Source organism: Methylomarinovum tepidoasis (assembly GCF_030294985.1).
Classification (GTDB): Bacteria; Pseudomonadota; Gammaproteobacteria; order Methylococcales; family Methylothermaceae; genus Methylohalobius; species Methylohalobius tepidoasis.
Map to the genome: position 1 here is coordinate 2,261,460 of NZ_AP024718.1, position 18,993 is coordinate 2,280,452.

General features: G+C 63.6%; 21 protein-coding genes. 8 read left to right on the forward strand and 13 right to left on the reverse strand.

Annotated features, from left to right (window positions below; all coding sequences use genetic code 11):
- Positions 1–2 precede the first annotated feature (2 nt).
- On the reverse strand, positions 3–167 hold the full coding sequence (locus MIN45_RS11385) for a hypothetical protein (RefSeq protein WP_286292368.1): 165 nt from the start codon (positions 165–167) through the stop codon (positions 3–5).
- Positions 168–320: 153 nt separating this feature from the next.
- On the opposite strand from MIN45_RS11385, the gene MIN45_RS11390 reads away from it, so the two are divergent.
- A complete protein-coding gene (locus MIN45_RS11390) occupies positions 321–1,310 on the forward strand; it encodes an IS481 family transposase (protein ID WP_286292369.1) in 990 nt (329 codons plus the stop codon).
- Here MIN45_RS11390 and MIN45_RS11395 read toward each other — a convergent pair.
- The 5 genes from MIN45_RS11395 to MIN45_RS11415 form a co-directional block, all read right to left on the reverse strand.
- On the reverse strand, positions 1,291–1,497 hold the full coding sequence (locus tag MIN45_RS11395) for a hypothetical protein (protein ID WP_286292370.1): 207 nt from the start codon (positions 1,495–1,497) through the stop codon (positions 1,291–1,293). The genes MIN45_RS11390 and MIN45_RS11395 overlap by 20 nt on opposite strands.
- A 6-nt stretch (positions 1,498–1,503) precedes the next feature.
- On the reverse strand, positions 1,504–2,364 hold the full coding sequence (locus MIN45_RS11400) for an XrtA-associated tyrosine autokinase (RefSeq protein ID WP_286292371.1): 861 nt from the start codon (positions 2,362–2,364) through the stop codon (positions 1,504–1,506).
- Positions 2,365–2,378: 14 nt separating this feature from the next.
- On the reverse strand, positions 2,379–3,944 hold the full coding sequence (locus MIN45_RS11405) for an XrtA system polysaccharide chain length determinant (RefSeq protein ID WP_286292373.1): 1,566 nt from the start codon (positions 3,942–3,944) through the stop codon (positions 2,379–2,381).
- 9 nt (positions 3,945–3,953) lie between these two features.
- Positions 3,954–4,574, reverse strand: coding sequence for an XrtA/PEP-CTERM system exopolysaccharide export protein (locus tag MIN45_RS11410; RefSeq protein WP_286292374.1), 621 nt, complete (start codon positions 4,572–4,574; stop codon positions 3,954–3,956).
- A gap of 98 nt (positions 4,575–4,672) precedes the next feature.
- A complete protein-coding gene (locus MIN45_RS11415; protein ID WP_286292375.1) occupies positions 4,673–5,842 on the reverse strand; it encodes a pyridoxal phosphate-dependent aminotransferase in 1,170 nt (389 codons plus the stop codon).
- Between the two features lie 116 nt (positions 5,843–5,958).
- On the opposite strand from MIN45_RS11415, the gene dksA reads away from it, so the two are divergent.
- Genes dksA through acs form a run of 3 tightly spaced genes read left to right on the forward strand, consistent with a single transcriptional unit; the run spans position 5,959 to position 9,245 of the window.
- The gene (dksA, locus tag MIN45_RS11420; protein WP_286292377.1) at positions 5,959–6,387 is read left to right on the forward strand and encodes an RNA polymerase-binding protein DksA; all 429 of its coding nucleotides are present in this window, start codon (positions 5,959–5,961) and stop codon (positions 6,385–6,387) included.
- Positions 6,388–6,393: 6 nt separating this feature from the next.
- Complete coding sequence (gluQRS, locus tag MIN45_RS11425; protein ID WP_286292379.1) at positions 6,394–7,284, forward strand: tRNA glutamyl-Q(34) synthetase GluQRS; 891 nt, start codon at positions 6,394–6,396, stop codon at positions 7,282–7,284.
- A 20-nt stretch (positions 7,285–7,304) separates the two neighbouring features.
- Entirely contained in the window at positions 7,305–9,245 is a 1,941-nt protein-coding gene (gene acs / locus MIN45_RS11430) for an acetate--CoA ligase (RefSeq protein ID WP_286292380.1), read from the forward strand.
- An 80-nt stretch (positions 9,246–9,325) separates the two neighbouring features.
- On the opposite strand, the gene MIN45_RS11435 is transcribed toward acs, so the two are convergent.
- Positions 9,326–9,799 carry a hypothetical protein gene (locus MIN45_RS11435; RefSeq protein ID WP_286292381.1) on the reverse strand — a complete coding sequence of 158 codons (474 nt, stop codon included), beginning with the start codon at positions 9,797–9,799 and terminating at the stop codon, positions 9,326–9,328.
- A gap of 133 nt (positions 9,800–9,932) precedes the next feature.
- On the opposite strand from MIN45_RS11435, the gene cysD reads away from it, so the two are divergent.
- The gene (cysD, locus tag MIN45_RS11440) at positions 9,933–10,835 is read left to right on the forward strand and encodes a sulfate adenylyltransferase subunit CysD (RefSeq protein ID WP_286292383.1); all 903 of its coding nucleotides are present in this window, start codon (positions 9,933–9,935) and stop codon (positions 10,833–10,835) included.
- Between the two features lie 166 nt (positions 10,836–11,001).
- The gene (gene cysN, locus MIN45_RS11445; protein ID WP_286292384.1) at positions 11,002–12,639 is read left to right on the forward strand and encodes a sulfate adenylyltransferase subunit CysN; all 1,638 of its coding nucleotides are present in this window, start codon (positions 11,002–11,004) and stop codon (positions 12,637–12,639) included.
- Here cysN and MIN45_RS11450 read toward each other — a convergent pair.
- The gene (locus MIN45_RS11450) at positions 12,565–14,823 is read right to left on the reverse strand and encodes a DNA internalization-related competence protein ComEC/Rec2 (protein WP_286292386.1); all 2,259 of its coding nucleotides are present in this window, start codon (positions 14,821–14,823) and stop codon (positions 12,565–12,567) included. The two genes, cysN and MIN45_RS11450, sit on opposite strands and share 75 nt — an antisense overlap.
- 67 nt (positions 14,824–14,890) lie before the next feature.
- Between MIN45_RS11450 and MIN45_RS11455 the strand changes: the two genes are divergently transcribed.
- Positions 14,891–15,421, forward strand: a complete 531-nt coding sequence (locus MIN45_RS11455; RefSeq protein WP_286292388.1) for a DUF2062 domain-containing protein — start codon at positions 14,891–14,893, stop codon at positions 15,419–15,421.
- On the opposite strand, the gene lolD is transcribed toward MIN45_RS11455, so the two are convergent.
- Genes lolD through fur form a run of 3 tightly spaced genes read right to left on the reverse strand, consistent with a single transcriptional unit; the run spans position 15,400 to position 17,745 of the window.
- Positions 15,400–16,086 carry a lipoprotein-releasing ABC transporter ATP-binding protein LolD gene (gene lolD / locus MIN45_RS11460; protein ID WP_286292389.1) on the reverse strand — a complete coding sequence of 229 codons (687 nt, stop codon included), beginning with the start codon at positions 16,084–16,086 and terminating at the stop codon, positions 15,400–15,402. The two genes, MIN45_RS11455 and lolD, sit on opposite strands and share 22 nt — an antisense overlap.
- Positions 16,079–17,326 (reverse strand): lipoprotein-releasing ABC transporter permease subunit, encoded by a 1,248-nt coding sequence (locus MIN45_RS11465; RefSeq protein ID WP_286292391.1) that lies wholly within the window; start codon positions 17,324–17,326, stop codon positions 16,079–16,081. The genes lolD and MIN45_RS11465 overlap by 8 nt, the downstream gene beginning before the upstream one ends.
- Positions 17,326–17,745 carry a ferric iron uptake transcriptional regulator gene (fur, locus tag MIN45_RS11470; protein WP_286292392.1) on the reverse strand — a complete coding sequence of 140 codons (420 nt, stop codon included), beginning with the start codon at positions 17,743–17,745 and terminating at the stop codon, positions 17,326–17,328. Before fur ends, MIN45_RS11465 begins: the two co-directional genes overlap by 1 nt.
- An 82-nt stretch (positions 17,746–17,827) precedes the next feature.
- Between fur and MIN45_RS11475 the strand changes: the two genes are divergently transcribed.
- Positions 17,828–18,247 (forward strand): outer membrane protein assembly factor BamE, encoded by a 420-nt coding sequence (locus MIN45_RS11475; protein ID WP_286292393.1) that lies wholly within the window; start codon positions 17,828–17,830, stop codon positions 18,245–18,247.
- On the opposite strand, the gene MIN45_RS11480 is transcribed toward MIN45_RS11475, so the two are convergent.
- On the reverse strand, positions 18,216–18,518 hold the full coding sequence (locus MIN45_RS11480; RefSeq protein WP_286292394.1) for an RnfH family protein: 303 nt from the start codon (positions 18,516–18,518) through the stop codon (positions 18,216–18,218). The two genes, MIN45_RS11475 and MIN45_RS11480, sit on opposite strands and share 32 nt — an antisense overlap.
- The gene (locus MIN45_RS11485; protein ID WP_286292396.1) at positions 18,511–18,942 is read right to left on the reverse strand and encodes a type II toxin-antitoxin system RatA family toxin; all 432 of its coding nucleotides are present in this window, start codon (positions 18,940–18,942) and stop codon (positions 18,511–18,513) included. Before MIN45_RS11485 ends, MIN45_RS11480 begins: the two co-directional genes overlap by 8 nt.
- Positions 18,943–18,993: the final 51 nt, after the last annotated feature.

An 18,993-nucleotide genomic window follows, 5' to 3' on the forward strand; every position in this document is an offset into this window, starting at 1 on the left:
ATTTACTCCACCGAAGCCTCCTCCACCGAAGCCTCCTCCACCGAAGCCTCCTCCACCGAAGCCTCCTCCACCGAAGCCTCCTCCACCGAAGCCTCCTCCACCGAAGCCTCCTCCACCGAAGCCTCCTCCACCGAAGCCTCCTCCACCGAAGCCTCCTCCACCAGCATTACCGGTTCCCGGTAGATTAGATGTTGGGTCCCGTGTGATCATATCCCCAAAAGGAGCTATCCTTTGTTCCGTGCCTGGGATGTTCTGAACGAGCTGATGGCAGAGGCTCAGGCCGGAAAGAAGGTTCAAGTTTGACGGAGAAGGAGGAAGCCATGGTCATCCGTCTTCACAAGAAAGCCCGCACCACCCCTGAGATCCGCCGGGAGATCCAGAATTCCGATCTGCCGGCCACGGTCCTGGCCAAGAAATACGGCGTTCATCGTCACACCATCCGCAAGTGGCGCCAGCGCGATTCGGTCGAGGACGCCTCGCACCGGCCCCATCGCATCCATGCCACCCTGACCCCGCAGCAGGAAGCGATCGTCGTCTGTCTGCGCGAAACCCTGCTGTTGCCCCTGGATGACCTGCTGGCGGTCGTTCATCGCTTCATCTATCCCGAGATGTCCCGCTCGGCTCTGGACCGGCTGCTGCGCCGCCATGGGGTCTCCAATCTCAAGGCCCTGATCGCCGCCCGGGAAGGGGAAGATGCCCCCTCCAAGGGCAAAAAGAAGGGTTTCAAGGACTACGAGCCCGGGTTTGTCCACATCGACATCAAGTACCTGCCCAAGATGCCCGATGAGAGCCGGGGCCGTTACCTCTTCGTCGCCATCGACCGGGCCAGTCGTTGGGTCTACCTGGAGATCCATCCCACCAAGGAAGCCAAGGTCGCTGCCGGCTTCCTGAACCGCCTGATCGCCAAGGCTCCCTTCAAAATCACCAAGGTCCTGACCGACAACGGCAAAGAGTTCACCGACCGCTTCTGCGCCACCGGGGAGCGCGAACCGACCGGCCGTCACCTTTTCGACCAGGGCTGCCAACGCCATGGCATCGAGCACCGCCTCATCCCACCCAAACGCCCGCAGACCAACGGCATGGTCGAACGTTTCAACGGTCGGATCGCCGAGATCCTCAAAACCACCCGCTTCCAAAGCAGCCAGGATCTGGAACGGACCTTGATGCAGTATGCCAGTGTCTACAACCATCAGATCCCCCAGAAGGCCCTGGGACACATCTCACCAGTACAGGCCCTCAAAGACTGGCAGAAGAAACGACCGGAACTCTTCAAAAAACGTGTACATAATCTCACGGGGCTTGACAATTAGAAATGGAAACGGCCGGATTGAACTCCGTCAACCAGGCGCTTTCACCACCGTGAGACTCCAGATTGATGTTATCACTGTAGGTTTCGCGCAGGGTCAGGTAAGGCGAGATACGCCAGCGGGCGGCCTCGGCGGTTTCCAATCCCATCAACAACAACACCGGCAGCCATTTCCAGCGGATGCGTTCCATGCGGGCTCATTCGCCGTAGTTATAGTATTTGTAGCCGTAATAAGCATAATAACCCAGCCCGAAGCCCTGCTGGGTCTTGTTGAGTACGCATCCCACCACCTCGCAGGTACTCAGCATGTCCGCCGCCTCCTTGACGATGTACTGGGGCGTCGCTTCGGCCTCCACCACCAGGACCACCTGGCCCACGTGGGTGGCGAGCACGCTGGCCTGGGTCGTAGCCAGCAACGGGGGCGAATCGAAGACCACCACCCGGTCGGGATAGCGCTGGGAGATTTCCCGCGCCAGGCGCTGCATCTCCTCGCTGGCGAGCAGCTCGGTGGCATGAGTGTGGTGCCGGCCGGCCGGCAGCAGCGTCAGTTTGGGAATATCGGTGCGCAGCAACACATCCGCCAACGGTCTTTCCCGTTCCAGCACGTCGATCAATCCCGGTCGCTCGTGAGCGTCGAACAAGCGCGAGGCAGCTGGCTTGACCACATCGGCATCGATCAGCAGCACGGTCTTGTCCCGCTCGGCAGCGATGCTCAGCGCCAGGTTGACCGCGGTGAAAGTCTTGCCCTCGCCGGGCAGACTGCTGGTGACCAGAATCAGGTTGGCATGGGGGATGACTTCCGCCCCTTCCCCGAAGGCGTTCATCAGCAGGGGACGTTTGATCATCCGGTATTCCTCCGCCAATTGTCCTTCGGCGGCATCCGGCGACAGCATGCCCCGTTCCTGCAGCCGTTCCCGGTTGACCACGATTTGGGGCTTGGAAACAGGCGGCGGAGGTTTGGCCGCTTCGGGCACGAACTCGTCTGGTACTGCTTCAAACGTAGCCGGTTCCGGGGAGATATCACCCTGTTTTTCCAGGGCCTTTTCGATGATACTCACGCCACTCACCTGCTTCATATATCGAGGGAATAGAGATTGACGCCCTTGATCTCCAAAACCACCAGCACCGCAAACACGATCACAAGCCCGACACAAGCGGCACAGAACTGTAGAAACTCCCGCCATTTCCTGCGGCGTATGGCGGGGGTCCAGTTCATGGAAACCGTACCCAACACCGGCAGACCGACGATTTCACGCAACTGCTGCACAGTGATGAAGGTCGGCCGCAGTAGCGCCAGGAGCATGGTCAAACCGAAACCGGCGATAAAACCCACGAACAATACCGCCACCGATAGCAAGATGCGGTTGGGAGCTGAAGGTTTGGAGGGCACCTGAGGCGGATCGACGACACGAAACTTGACCATGTCGGTGTTCTGTTCCACGCTTTCCGACAACCGCGCCTGCTCCCTCCGTTTCAAGAGGGTCTCATAATTCTGCTTGATGGTGTTGTAATCACGGTTGAGGTTCTTCAGTTCGGTCTCCACTCGCAGCCGAGCGTCCATCTGATCTTTGATGTTCTGGATCTTCTTCTCATAAGCCTTGACCCGCGCCTGCAGGGAAGCCACGTTGGCATCCGCCTCGCTGAGGGCGATCTTCATCTGCTGGAACACCGGGTTGGCCTCCCCACCACCACCGAGGAAATCCCCCACTTCTGCATCCCCTTCGTCTCCGGCGACCATTTCCTGCTCCTGCTGCTTGCGGAGCCGGGCGATGTGGCGCCTGAGGGTGATGACTTCCGGATGTTTGTCGGTATAGCGCAGCAGCAAGTCATCGAGCCGGGCCTGTAGTTCCTGGATCCGGGTCTCCAACGGGCTCAGGGATTCCTCCGCCCCGAACTCGGCGAACATGGGTTCCTCTTCTTCGAGCTGGCGGGCGATTTCATTGCGGCGGTTGACCGCCTCCTGCAGGGCCAGTTTGGCCTCTTCCAACTGCTCGTGGACGGCCTTGAGCTCCGAATAGAGATCCCCCCCCTGGCCCGGCAGGAGGCCGTAATTCTTGCGTTTGAAATCCTCGATGGCTTTCTCCGCCGTCCGCAGACGCTGTTCATATTCGTGGATCTGCTGCTCCAGGAAGCGCTGGGCGCTATCGGAATCGCGCCGAGTTTCCCCCAACGCCTCCTCCACGAACACCGTCAGCATAGACTGCACCAGACGCTTGGCTACGCGGGGGTCGGAATCGTCGGCACTCAGGGTGAAGATGTTGGTGCGGCGGGCGCTACCGATGGCGAGACTGCTCTTGAGGCGCTTGATGAGTGCCTCCATCGCCTCCTCGTCCTTGGCTGCCAGATCCAGATCGCTCATGCGGGCGATCTTCTCCAGATTGGGACGGGTGAACAGCAGCCGGGTCATCAGCCGTACCTGGCCATTGACGTCGGGCTGGATCGTCAACCCGCGCAGCAGAGGGCGCAACACTGAGCGGGTGTCCACGTAGACCTTGGCCTCGGCCCGATACTGGTCAGGCATCTGCGACACGAAAGCCCAGCCGGCCAGACAGACCACCCAAGCAGTCGCCACCCCCCACCACTTGTAGCGACTGGCGACCTTGAGATAACCCAGAACCTGTTGCAGAAGTTCGTACATGGACTGGCCTCAGAAGAAGGCTTCGGGAATGATGAGGATGTCGCCGGGCAGCATGTCAACGTTGGCGGAAATGTCCCCGTCTCTCAACAAGTCGTCGATACGCACCCGGAATTGGCGCTGCACACCGTTGATTCTGCGAACTACCACCGCCCTGTTACCGGCGGCGAAATCGGTCAGACCGCCGACGGCGATCATCAGATCAAGCAAGGTCATGTGTTCACGATAGGGGACCGCCTGGGGTTCCTCCGCCTCGCCTACCACCCGGATCTGCTCGCTGTAGGGACCAACGAAACCGGAGACGATCACCGTCACCAACGGATTACGGATGTAGCGGGACAGCTCCTTCTCAATGTCGCGGGCGAGCTGGTACGGGGTCTTGCCAGTGGCCGGCAGTTCCTCCACCAGGGGCGCGGAAATCTTGCCGTCAGGACGCACCACCACGGTACGACTGATTTCTGGATTGCCCCAAACGAACATCTCCAGGGAATCGCCGGGACCGATGATGTAGGTATAATCGGCAGGCGGCTCAGCGCGAGGGTTCAGTGGCGGGTAACTGGTACAGGCGCTGAGTGAAAGAAACAACGCCAAAATGGCAAACACCGATCTCAAGTTGCAAATTTTGGTCTCCACAACGGTCTCCTCGGTACCGCGGTTCGGGGTCGTTTTTAGCTTAGCAAAAAGGCCGCGCATTCGGGATACTAGCTGAAAAAATTCATTGCAGGAACCTGTCATTTGGATACATCCTCCAAAAATGCGGCTAGACGGCGCACGCCCTCGGCCAGGCGGGACTCGTCGACCGTATAGGCGAAGCGCAGATATCGCCCTGCCCGGTGGCGGCCGAAATCGCACCCCGGCGTCACCGCCACGCCCGCTTTTTCCAACAGGGCGGAAGCGAACGTCTCGCTGTCGTCGGTGAAGGCACTGCAGTCGGCGTACAGATAGAACGCCCCCTGAGGCGAGGAGGCGATCCGCAAACCGAGTCCGGTCAGCGCTTGGTAAAGATAGCGGCCCCGGGCGGCGAAAATCTGGCGGCGACGCTCCAGTTCCGCCCGGGTTTCCGGGGTGAACGCCGCCAGGGCGGCCCGCTGGGAGTGGGTAGGGGCGGCGATGAAGAGATTCTGGGCCAGACGTTCCGCCGCCGCCTCCCAGCCGGGCGGAACGATCAACCACCCCAACCGCCAGCCGGTCATGCCGAAGTATTTGGAGAAACTGTTGACCACCAGCACCCGGTCGCTTATTTCCAGGGCAGAGGTGCAGCGGCAGCCGTATTCCAGGCCGTGGTAGATCTCGTCGGCCAGCAGGAAACCACCGCGCGCTTCCACGATCTCCCACAACGCGGCCAGACGCCCGGCGGGGATGACGCTGCCGGTGGGATTGCTAGGAGAGGTGATCCACACGCCACGGGTGGTGGGAGACCAGGCGGCTTCCACCTGCGCCGCATCGAGGTGGAAGTCGCTGTCCTCCTCCACCGCCAACGGCCGCGGCCGACCGCCCACCATCTGCACGAAATGACGGTTGCAGGGATAGCCCGGATCGCTGACGAGCACCTCGTCACCGACGTCGAGGGCCAGTCCCAGCGCCAGCAGACAGGCACCCGAAGCGCCTGGGGTCAGAAAGATCCGCCCGGGAGAGACCGCCACTCCGTAGCGCTCATGATAGTAGGCCGCCAACGCCTCCCGCAGCGGCATCAGGCCGGCGGCGGTGGTATAGCGGACATTCCCTCCGGCGAGGGCCGCCCGCCCGGCGGCGACGATGGGTGCGGGGGTGGGAAAATCCGGTTCGCCGATCTCCAGATGGACGATGTCGCGCCCCTGGGCCTCCAGTTCCCTGGCCCGGGCCAGCAGCTCCATCACGTGGAAAGGGGAAATCCGCCCGGCGCGTCGTGCCTGTCGCGGCAAGGGAACTCTCCTGGGTTACCGCTTTCGAATAAACGCTCATTATAGCCAAAAAAGATTGCACCAACGCAAAGCATCTGCTATCAATTGGCGCCTTTCGAAATCCGAGGACCGACCCCATGGCGGAAACCAAGATCAGACCCTACAGCTTCGAACCCTACCAGCCCAAGGAAGGGGAGGAATACATGAGCCCGGAACAGCTCAAGCACTTCCGCAAGATCCTCATCGACTGGAAGACCGAGCTGATGGAAGAAGTGGACAGGACCTTGCATCACATGCAGGACGACGCCGCCAACTTCCCCGATCCCACCGATCGCGCCACCCAGGAATCGGAATTCAGCCTGGAGCTGCGCACCCGCGACCGTGAGCGCAAGCTCATCAAGAAGATCGACGAAGCCCTGGAGCGCATCGAGACCGGCGATTACGGCTATTGCGAAACCTGCGGGGTGGAGATCGGCCTGCGCCGCCTCGAGGCCCGGCCCACCGCCACCCAGTGTATCGACTGCAAGACCCTGGACGAACTGCGGGAAAAACAACACGGCGGCTGACCCTTCATGCAGGCGGCTTACCGTGGCCGTTTCGCCCCCGCCCCCACCGGGCCGCTTCATCTCGGCTCGCTGCTCACTGCGCTGGCAGGTTTCCTCCAGGCCCACGCCCGAGGTGGGGAATGGCACGTCCGTATCGACGATCTCGACACCCCCCGCTGCCGCCCCGGGGCCGATGGTGAAATCCTGCGCACGCTGGAGCGCTTCGGCCTGCACTGGGACGGCCCGGTGGTCTATCAAAGCCGACGGCGCGAACGCTACCAAGCCGCCGTGACGCAGCTGGAGCGCCGGGGATACCTCTACCGCTGCGTCTGTACCCGAAAGATCCTCAGGCAGGACGGCCCGGTATATCCCGGCCGCTGCCGCCGCCAATCGCTCCCGCCCGACCAACCCCACGCGCTGCGGGTCCGGGTTGACGACACCCTGGTGGTTTTCCGCGATTTCCTCCAGGGGGAATTCCGCGTGCGCCTGCCGAAAACCTGCGGCGACTTCATCGTCCGCCGCCGCGACGGCCTGCACGCCTATCAGCTGGCGGTGGTCATGGACGACGCGGATCTGGGCGTCACGGAAGTGCTGCGTGGCGCCGACCTGCTGGATGCCACGCCGAGACAGATTTACCTGCAACGCCTGCTCGGCCTGCCCACCCCTGCCTACTGCCACATCCCGGTGCTGGTGGATGCCCAGGGACGCAAGCTCAGCAAGCAGAACGGCGCCCCGCCGGTCACAATGGATCGGCCGGAGGCGGTCCTGTTCCAGTTGCTCACTTGGCTGGGACAGGACCCGCCGGCAGCGCTCGACGGTGCCCCGGTCGGGGAGCTGCTCGCTTGGGCCGTTTCCCACTGGCACCCACAGCGCCTGCCAAAATGGCGCCAGCTGGCTATAATGCCCGCCACGCCCTGAAAAAACCGGGAGAACAACTCATGCCCCACGAGAAGGTCTACCCCGTCCCGCCGCAGATCGCCGCCCGCGCCCACATCGACGCGGAGCGCTACCGGACGCTGTACGCGCGCTCATTGCAGGATCCTGACGGTTTCTGGAGCGAACAGGCGGAACGCTTCATTACCTGGGATCGGCGCTGGGAGCAGGTCTGCGACTGGGATTTTCAGCGTGCCCACATCCGCTGGTTCGAGGGCGGCAGACTCAACGCCTGCGTCAACTGCCTGGACCGCCATCTGGACACCCGCGGCGACCAGACCGCGCTCATTTGGGAGAGCGACGATCCTGCGGTCAGCCGGCGCTTCACTTACCGGGAACTGCACGCGCAGGTGTGCCGCCTTGCCAACGTGCTCAAAAACCACGGCATCGGCAAAGGCGATAGGGTCTGCATCTACCTGCCCATGATCCCTGAAGCGGCGGTCGCCATGCTTGCCTGCGCCCGCATCGGCGCCATCCATTCGGTGGTGTTCGGCGGCTTTTCCGCCGAAGCCTTGCGCGACCGCATCCTCGATGCCGATTGCCGACTGCTGATCACCGCCGACGAAGGGCTGCGGGGCGCCAAGCACGTCCCCCTCAAGGCCAACGCCGACCAGGCGCTCAGCGAATGCCCGGGCATCCGCACCGTCCTCGTGGTCCGCCGCAGCGGCGGGGAGATCGGCTGGACCGAGGGCCGCGACGTCTGGTACCACGAGGCGGTAGCCGCAGCGTCGGAGGACTGCCCCCCGGAAAGCATGGAAGCCGAAGACCCGCTGTTCATCCTCTACACCTCCGGCTCCACCGGCAAGCCCAAGGGGGTGCTACACACCACCGGTGGCTACATGGTCTATGCCGCCATGACCCACAAATACGTCTTCGACTATCACGACGGCGAAATCTACTGGTGCACCGCCGATGTCGGCTGGGTCACCGGGCACACCTACCTAGTCTACGGCCCCCTGGCCAACGGCGCCGTCACCCTGATGTTCGAAGGGGTCCCCACCTGGCCGGAACCGGACCGCTTTTGGCAGGTGGTGGACAAGCACCAGGTCAACATCTTCTATACCGCCCCCACCGCCATCCGCGCCCTGATGCGCTTAGGAGAAGACTACGTCAAACGCACCTCCCGCCGCAGTTTGCGGATTCTCGGCACCGTCGGCGAACCCATTAATCCGGAAGCCTGGGAATGGTACTACCACGTGGTCGGCGAGGAACGCTGCCCCATCGTCGATACCTGGTGGCAAACCGAGACCGGCGGCCACATGATCACACCCCTGCCGGGCGCCACCCCGCTGAAGCCGGGGTCGGCGGCCTGGCCTTTCTTCGGTGTAGAAGCGGTGATCCTCGACGACAAGGGCAAGGAAATCGAAGGTCCCGGCGAGGGGGTGCTGGCGATCAAACGCGCCTGGCCGGCCCAGGCCCGCACCCTCTACGGCAATCATCAGCGCTTTCTGGAGACCTACTTCAAGCCCTATCCCGGCTATTACTTCACCGGCGACGGCGCCCGCCGCGACGAAGACGGCTATTTCTGGATCACCGGCCGGGTGGACGACGTCCTCAACGTCTCCGGCCACCGCTTGGGAACCGCGGAGATCGAAAGCGCTCTGGTGGAGCATCCGGCCGTGGCCGAGGCCGCCGTGGTAGGTTTTCCCCACGACATCAAAGGTCAGGGAATCTACGTCTATGTCATTCTCAAGGAGGGCTTGCAGCCGAGCGAGGAACTGCAGCGGGAGCTGATCGAGCTGGTTTCCCGCGACATCGGCCCCATCGCCAAGCCGGACGTGATCCAATTTGCCCGCGACCTGCCCAAGACCCGCTCGGGCAAGATCATGCGGCGCATCCTACGCAAAATCGCCGCCGGACAGATCGACGATCTCGGCGACACCTCGACCTTGGCCGATCCCAGCGTGGTCGAGGAACTGATCCACAACCGCATTCAAGCCGGATAAACAATATCATCAAGGGGGCTGGCAGACCCTTCCCAGCCCCCAAAGGCAAACAGGACGAGTGCTTTTCCCACCCCGCCCCTTCAAATGCCCTCCAAACGCGCCAGATTCATGGCAAAACGGCGCTTTTCCGCATCCTCCAGCTGCACCAGGTTCTGCAGCACTTCCTGGACGTGGACGTCGTCGATCTCGCTTAGGGCCTGTTTGTACAATTCGATGAGGGCGTCCTCGAAGTCGAACACCAGCTTGGCGATCTCCTCCACCGACATATGGGGGTGGATTTTCAGATTCCGCAGTTTCTTTTCGAGTTCGGGGGTGGGGGGATAGGGCAGCCACAAATTGAGGATATGCGCCTGGGTCTCTTCCTCGAACTTCGCCAGGCTTCGGGCCAATTCGTCCTCGTGGCGCTTGAGGTAGTCGAGCAACAGCTTGAGCCGTTTGCTCTGCTCCTGATCCTCGATGCGCTCGGCCAGCGCCTTCATTTCCTCGTGGAGGAACTTTCCGTACTCCAGCACATCCCTGACCTGTTCGAACTTGCGCAGTTTTTCTTCTTTCATCCATCCGCTCCTTAAGGCTTGAACCAAAAACCTGAACGTCGCCTAAGATACACCGAGCCCCTGGCAGAATCTATCGCAAAATACCAGGCAGAAGCAGGTATAATTCACCAGTTTAGAAAACGACCGTCCAGCCATGCGCGATTACAAGCTCTCCCATCTCAAGGAACTGGAAGCCGAAAGCATCCACATCATCCGGGAAGTGGCCGCCGAATTCGACAACCCGGTGATGCTCTACTCCATCGGCAAGGATTCCTCGGTCATGCTCCATCTGGCCAAAAAGGCCTTCTACCCCGGCAAGCCGCCGTTTCCCCTGCTGCACGTGGACACCACCTGGAAGTTCCGGGAGATGTACCAGCTGCGCGACGAGGTAGCCAAGGAGTTCGACCTCATCGTCTATCACAACCCGGAAGCCGAGGCATTGGGGATCAATCCCTTCGACCACGGCAGCAAGAAGCACACCGACCTGTGGAAGACCGAAGGGCTCAAGCAGGCCCTGGACAAATACGGCTTCGACGCCGCCTTCGGTGGGGCCCGTCGCGATGAGGAAAAGTCCCGCGCCAAGGAACGGGTCTATTCCTTCCGCGACCGCCATCACCGCTGGGATCCCAAGAACCAGCGCCCGGAGCTGTGGAACCTCTACAACGGCCGTCACAACAAGGGCGAGAGCATCCGCGTCTTCCCCCTCTCCAACTGGACCGAGCTGGACGTGTGGCTCTACATCTATCTGGAGAACATTCCCATCGTTCCCCTGTATTTCGCCAAGGAACGGCCGGTGGTCGAGCGTGAGGGCACCTGGATCATGGTGGACGACGAGCGCATGCGCCTGGAACCCGGGGAGAAACCACAGATGAAGCGGGTGCGTTTCCGCACCTTGGGCTGCTATCCCCTCACCGGCGCCATCGAATCCAGCGCCGCCACCCTGCCGGAGATCATCCAGGAAATGCTGCTGGCCAAGACCTCCGAGCGCCAGGGACGGCTGATCGACCACGACCAGGCCGGCTCCATGGAAGACAAGAAACGGGAAGGTTACTTCTGAGAAGTGTTCGAAGGCGGTCGGGTATTCATCCGGCGGGACGCTGTCAATCCATCCCTGGACGCTCGGTACTCGGCCGTCCAGGCCGAGTACGCCCGCCGGCCGAACACCCGACCGCCTGACGCATCTGTAAGATTCGAAGCAAGAAGCGATACGAGACATTATTGACATGGCCACCGAATCCCTCATCGAAACCGACATCGAAGCCTACCTGCGTCAGCACCAGGACAAGGAACTGCTACGCTTCCTCACCTGCGGCAGCGTGGACGACGGCAAAAGCACCCTCATCGGCCGCCTCCTCCACGATACCCAGATGATCTACGAGGATCAGCTCAAAAGCCTGAAGAGAGACAGCGAGCGCATGGGCACCACCGGCGAGGAACTGGATCTGGCCCTGCTGGTGGACGGCCTCCAGGCCGAGCGCGAACAAGGCATCACCATCGACGTGGCTTACCGCTACTTCTCCACCGACAAGCGCAAGTTCATCATCGCCGACACCCCTGGCCACGAGCAGTACACCCGCAACATGGCCACCGGCGCCTCCACCTGCGAACTGGCGGTGATCCTCATCGACGCCCGCAAGGGGGTGCTGACCCAGACCCGGCGCCACAGCTTCATCGTCTCCCTGCTCGGAATCAAGCACATCGTCGTCGCCGTCAACAAGATGGATCTGATGGACTGGGATCAGCAGGTCTTCGACCGTATCCGCACCGACTACCTCACGCTGGCCGAGCGCCTCGAGCTTTCCGACGTCCGCTTCATCCCGGTCTCGGCCCTCAAGGGCGACAACGTGGTCAACCCCAGCGCCAACATGCCCTGGTACACCGGTCCCACCCTGCTGGAAGTGCTGGAAACGGTCGAGATCGCCAAGGACCGCAACCTCGAGGACTTTCGCTTTCCGGTCCAGTACGTCAACCGCCCCCATCTGGATTTCCGCGGTTTCAGCGGCACCCTCGCCGGGGGCATCGTCCGCCCCGGCGACGCGATCACCGTGCTACCCTCGGGGCAGACCAGCCGAGTCAAAGAGATCGTCACCTACGACGGCAATCTGACCGAAGCCTTCCCGCCGATGGCCGTCACCCTCACTCTGGAAGACGAAATCGACGTCAGCCGCGGCGACATGATCGTCCATTCGGACAACCTGCCCCACGTGGCCGACCGCTGCCGTGCCCACATCGTGTGGATGACGGAAAAACCCCTGGTGCCCGGCCGGCAGTATGTCATCAAGCAGACGACCCGCACCGTCACCGGCTCGGTGTCGCGCATTCTCCACCGCACCGACGTCAACACGCTGGAGGAAACCCCGGCCGAGCAGCTGGCGATGAACGAGATCGGCCTGTGCGAGCTGGCCTTCAACGCTCCCCTTGCGTTCGACCCGTACGAACGCTGCAAGGGCACCGGCGCCTTCATCCTCATTGACCGCCTCACCAACGTCACCGTCGGCGCCGGCATGATCACCGGTCTGTCCGAGGACGAAACCCTACAGCGGCCGGTCACCCCGGAAGAGCGCGCAATCCGCTTCGGCCAGCAGCCCGCCGTCGTCGCCCTCACCGGCGGCCACGCCCGGGAACTGGCCTATCAGCTGGAGCGGCGCCTGTTCGACACCGGCCACGCCGCCACCGTCCTCGATGCCGAACAGCTGCCGGAGATCTCCACCACCATCGCCACGGCCCTGACCCACGCCGGTCTCATCGTGCTGTGGCCGCAGCCGCAGACCGTCCCGGAAGGGGCCCTAACGCTGGATACCGACCGGCTCGACCTGAATCAGGCGCTCAAGGCCATCAAGGAGGCCGGCATCGTCGCTTAGACCGCCGCCTCGCCAGGTGCGGACCCGAAACGCCCGTCCCACCCGCACCTGGATCGCGCCGCTTTCGGCGGTGTTGAGCACTTTGGCTCCAAGCGCGCGGTAACGGGCCACCACTTCGGGATGGGGGAAGCCGAAACGGTTGCGGTGGCCGCTGGAGACGAGGACATAGTCCGGGGAGACGGCGCGGAGGAAGCCCGGACTGGAAGAGGTTCGGCTGCCGTGATGGGGGGCGACCAGCACCCGCGCTTGCAGCGCTCCGCCTGCCTGTGCCGACAGCGCCGCCTCTCCGGCCCGTTCCAGATCCCCCGGCAGCAACACCTCCCCTGCGCCAGTGGCGATCCGCAGCACGCAGGAACGGTCGTTCTCCCCCAGGGCGGCGGCGGTCGGCCACAACATCTCGAAATCCACCCCGTCCCACCGCCACGCCTGTCCCTGACGGCAGGGCACGTCCGCCAGCGCTGCCGCGCTGCTCCATACCGGCGCCGGAAAGCCTCCGCGCAGGCCGGCCAGGCCGCCGCTGTGATCGCGGTCGGCGTGGCTGACGACGATGCGGTCGAGACGGTTCCAGCCGCGGTGGCACAGATAGGCGGCGACGATGTCACGGCCGGCGTCGAAACGGGGACTGAAACGCGGACCGGTATCGTACACCAGCACGTGGGAGGCAGTCTCCGCCACCACCGCCAAGCCCTGCCCCACCTCCAACACCGTGACCCAGACCTCACCGGCAGGCGGCCGCGGCAGCGGCGGCCACAGCAGAGGCAGCCACAGCAGCGCACCCAGCCAGCGCCCCGGTATCCCCCTCGGTGCCAGCAACCAGAGCGTCCCCAACAGCGCCGCCGCCACCGCAGCCAGACCGGGCCCAGGACCGTGCCAGACCCCGGCGCCGATCTCGGCCACCTGATCCAGCCCCTCGAACAGCACCGCCAGCAAACGGGCCGCACCCTGCCACACCGCTGCCGCCGGGCCCGGCATCAGGAAATGGAGGGCGCAACCGGCCAGCACCAGCGGCACCACGACCAGCCCCACCAGGGGCACGGCGATGAGATTGGCCAGCGGAGCCAACCCGCCGACCTGGCCGAACAGCCACAGACCGACGGGGGCCAGTCCCGGCAGCAAAGCGAGCTGCACCTTGAGTGCGGCCTGCCAGCGCGGCAGCGGCCGGCACCGCCCCTGCAGCACGTAGAGAATCCAGGCCACGGCGCCGAAGGACAGCCAGAAACCGCCCTGCAACGGCGCCCGGGGATCGAGGAGACAGACCCCCAGCAGCGCCAGGTCCAGCCCCCGCCAGGGCGACACCGCCCGGCGCCAGCGCCAGGCCAGCAGCGCCACCGCCAGCATCAGCAGCGCCCGCCGGGTGGGAAGGCTGAAACCGGCCAGGGCGGCATAACCGAGGGCACCGCTCCAGGCCAGCCAAGCGCCCACGGCATCGGCGTCAATCCGCGCCGATCCCCACCACAACCACAGACGCCGCCCCAGTCCTAGCAACAGGCCGGCGACCAGGCCCACGTGCAGGCCGGAGATCGCCACTAGATGGGTGGTACCGGTGGCCCGCAGCGCCCGCCATTCTTCTTCGCCGATGCCGTCCCGCCGCCCCAGCGCCAGGGCGGCGACGATGCCGCCCTGGGGGACGCCACCGACCGACCGATCGATCGCCTGCGCCAACCGCATCCGCAGGGCGTCGATGCCAGCGGCTGGCGCCAACAGCCGGTTCTGCCGCGATTTGCGCACGTAGCCGGTAGCGCCGATACCCCGCGCGAATAGCCAACGGCCGTAATCGAAGCCGCCGGGATTGGCGAACCCCCGTGGCGGCTTCAGCCGCACCTTCAGCTGCCAGCGCTGGCCGGGATGGAGCGGCGGGCCGCCGTACCAGCTCAGCCGCAGGCGGTCGGGCAGGTCCTCTGGGCTTTTCACCTTGAAATCGAAGCGCCGCCCGTGGGGCAGGCGGCGGGGAAAATCCACCACCCTGCCCTGCACCACGAAATCGCGTCCTTCCAAAACCTGGGGCAGCGGCGCCCACCACCACAAGGCCAGACAATACCAAAGGCAACCGCCCACGAACCAACGGCCCCGGACCCCGCCCCGCAACAGCGCCACCGCCACCACAACGGCAAGTCCCGGTCCCGGCCCGAAAACGAGCGCCGCCAGGATCCCCAGCAGAAAGACCAGTCCGGCTTGATCGCACACCCGTTCAAGCTTAGGCGAAAATTGCTAGAATGGATGCAACGCTACAATCCGGATCCAGAGCCTGTCCATGCCCAAGAAACTGATACAGCGCTTCATGCCCGAACACCACGTCATCAAGGAACACAAGCACCTGCAATTCCTTGGAGAACACCTGCACAACCCCAACCTCTGGCACCTCAACCGCAAATCCGCCGCACTGGCCTTCGCCGTCGGTTTTTTCTGCATGTACCTGCCGATCCCGGGACAAATGATCGTCGCCGCGGTGCTGTCGCTGTTGGTGGGTGCCAACCTGCCGCTGTCGGTGGTGCTGGTATGGATCACCAACCCGGTGACGATGCCGCCGATGTTCTATGCCGCCTACAAGCTCGGTTCCTGGGTGCTGGGGGTGAAAAACGAAATCAATCCCGACGTCTTCACCCTGAGCGGCGCCTTGCACGAGCTGGGCGACATCTGGTGGCCGCTGCTGCTGGGCAGCCTGATTCTGGGAATCGCCCTGGCGGCGATCGGCTATTTCGGCATCCTGTGGCTGTGGCGCTTCATGACCATCCGCCGCTGGCGCAAACGCCGGCGCGAGCGTCAGTCCCGCGGCGTCTCCTGAAGCCGGCCGTCCTCCAGATACAGCACCCGGTCCATGCGCTCGGCAAGGCCGGGATCGTGAGTGACGACGACGAAGCTGATCCCGAACTCGGCGTTCAGAGCCAGCATCAGCTGATAGACCCGCTCGGCGGTGCGGCGGTCCAGGTTGCCGGTAGGCTCGTCGGCGAGCACGCAGCAAGGCCGGGTCACCAGGGCCCGGGCCACGGCGGCGCGCTGGCGCTCGCCACCGGACAATTCTCCGGGCTTGTGGGCCAGACGGGCTTCGAGACCGACCTTCTCCAGCATCTCCCGAGCCCGGCTGCGGGCCTCCTTCACCGGCAGGCCGCCGATCAGCAGGGGCATCGCCACGTTCTCGAGCACGGTGAATTCCGGCAGCAGGTGATGGAACTGGTAGACGAACCCCAGGGTGCGGTTGCGCAGGCGACTCAAGGCGGCCTCGTCGAGTCGGCCGATGTCCCGCCCTTTCCAGCAGACCCTGCCGCCGCTGGGCGCCTCCAGACCTCCGAGCAGATGCAGCAGGGTGCTTTTTCCGGAACCGGAGGCCCCCATCACCGCGACCCGCTCACCGGCGGCGACGCTGAAATCGATCCCCCGCAGGACCTCGACCGTCAGCTCCCCCTCCCGAAAGACCTTGGTCAACCCCCGGCAGGCCAGCACCTCACTCATAACGCAGCTCCTCGGCCGGTTTCACCTTGGCGGCCTGCCAGGACGGATACAGGGTCGCCAGCAAGGTCAGGCCGAAGGCCATCGCCGCGATCTGCCAGACGTCGTCCCAGTGCAGCTCCGAAGGCAGTTCGCTGATGTAATAGACGTCGGCCGCCAGAAAGTGGATGCCGAAAAGACGCTCGATGGCCGGGACGATGGTTTCCACGTTCAGCGCCAGCGCGACCCCGCCGGCGACCCCCGCCAGGGTGCCCACCAGGCCGATGATCGCCCCCAGCAGCATGAACACCGCCATCACCCCGCCCGGCGTCAGCCCCTGGGTCCGGAGAATGGCGATGTCGGCGCGTTTGTCGGTGACCACCATCACCAGGGTGGAGACGATGTTGAAGGCTGCCACCGCCACGATCAGCATAAGGATGATGAACATCACCCGCTTCTCCATCTGCACCGCCCGGAAGAAATTGCTGTGCAACCGCGTCCAGTCGGTGACGAAATAGCCCGGTCCCAGATCTTGGTTCAGATCGGCGGCGATGTGGGGGGCCAGGAACAGATCGTCGAGCTTGAGGCGCAGACCGGAAACGGCCCTTCCCAAGCGCAGCAGGCGGGCGGCATCTTCCAGGTGCACCAGGGCCATGTTGCGGTCGTACTCGTACATGCCCACCTCGAAGACGCCGACCACGGTGAAACGCTTGAGGCGCGGCAGGATACCCGCCGGCGTGGCGGTCATCTGCGGCGTGATGACGGTGACTTTGTCGCCGATCCAGACCCCCAGATAGTGGGCCAGCTCCGATCCCAGGACGATGCCGAAACGGCCGGGCGCGAGCGCACCGAGGCGGCCGGCGACGAGCTTGTCCACCACCGCCGACACCTGTCCCTCCCGCTGCGGCAGAATCCCGCGCAGCATGCCGCCGGAAGCCCGCCGCCCGGCGCTCACCATCACCTGCGCTTCGACGTAAGGGGCACTTCCGACGATGTGGGGACGGCCTTCGAGGCGGGGGGCCAAGGACCGCCAATCGGGAAGTTTCCCGTCGTAACCGGTGATGGTGACATGAGACGTCATCCCCAGGATGCGCTCGCGCAGCTCCGACTGAAAGCCGTTCATCACCGACAGTACCGTGATCAACGCCGTCACTCCGAGGGCGATCCCCAGAATGGAGGTCAGGGTGATGAAGGAAATGAAATGGGTGCGTTTCTTCGCCCGGGTGTAACGCAGGGCGAGAAACAGAACCAGGGGTCTGAACATCAGGCGTCCTTTCGACAGGCGGGGCAGATGCCGTAGAGAATCAGGCTATGGTCCTCAAGCGCGTAGCCCAGCCGCTCGGCGATCCGGCGCTGGCGGGCTTCGATTTCCTCGTCGGTGAATTCGTCGATCCGGCCGCAGCGCAGGCATACCAGATGATCGTGATGCCCACCGCGGTTGAGCTCGAAAACCGAATTGCCGCCTTCGAAGTAATGCCGGCGCACCAGACCTGCGGCCTCGAACTGGGTCAACACCCGGTAGACGGTGGCCAGTCCGATCTTCTCCCCCTCGTCGAGAAGCATCCGGTAAACATCCTCGGCGCTCAGGTGACGAGCACCCTGCTGGCGTTCGAGGATTTCGAGGATTTTCATGCGCGGCAGGGTCACCTTCAGGCCGGCATTGCGCAGATCTTGAGATTCCACGGTACTCCTACAGGATCAGGGTTCGCCGCTGGACGGCGGTTCAGGTATCATGGCCGGCCTGTGGATAAGGCTGCCTTGGCACATGATGAAAAAGCATCTCATTATTATCGCCTGTTTGGCAACCCAGGTCACCGGTTGCGTTTACAAAATCGACGTTCAACAGGGAAACATCGTCACCCAGAAGCAGGTCGATCAGCTGCGGCCGGGCATGACCCCCAACCAGGTCCGCTACGTCCTCGGCAGTCCCCTATTGGATGACGTCTTCTTCCCCCAGCGCTGGGACTACGTCTACAGCTTTCGCAAAGGCGGCGGGGCGATGGAGCTGCAACGCCTGACGGTCTTTTTCGAGGATCAGCGCCTCACAGGCCTGCAGGGCGATTTCCGTCCCCACCCCAGCAAGGGACTGGCCGAACCGGAAATCGTCACCGTGGAGGTGCCGCCGCGGCAGCGCCAGCGGGGCATCTTTGAGATCATCGGCGGTTTCTTCCGCCACCTGTTCTAGGCTGCCGCACCCGCAGGCGCCGGGCCTCCTTGGGATCACACCGCAGCGGACGGTAGATCTCCACCCGTTCCCCAGGCCGCAATTCGCGTGTCAACGGGCAGATCCGGCCGAAAACGCCAACCGGCTGTCGTTCGAGGTCGATCTCCGGGAAACGCGCCGTCAGGCCGCAGGCTTCGATCGCCTCGGCCACCGTCATCCCCTCATGCCAGGGCAGACGACGCACCACCTGGATCTCCGGCAAAGCGTAGACCACTTCCACCCAGTCAGCCATAGCGCTGCCGGGCCCGCTGAGTGAAGGCGCCGACCATGGTTTCACAGATCTGATTGAACACCGCCCCGAAAGCCAACGCCCCCAGACGGGAATTCATCTCGAAGCTCAGCTCCAGGCTGATCTTGCTGGCGTCCTCGCGCAGGGGCTGGAACCGCCACAGCCCCTCCAGATGGCTGAAGGGGCCGTGCAGCAGGGTCATGCGGATCTCCTGCCCGGGTACGTTGACGTTGCGGGTGGCGAAAGCCTGCTGGAAGGCGCCGCGGGAGATCTCCAGCTCCGCCTCCACCACATCGCCCTCGCGGCGGAGAATGCGGCTGCGGCGGCACCAGGGCAGAAATTCGGGATAGGCTTCAATGTCGTCCACCAGTTCGAACATCTTCATGGCCGGATAGCGGACCAGGGCACTGCGGTGAATGGTCTTCATGATTTCCGGATCGGCAAAATTCAGCGCTTGCAAGCTAAATTCGGATAAAAT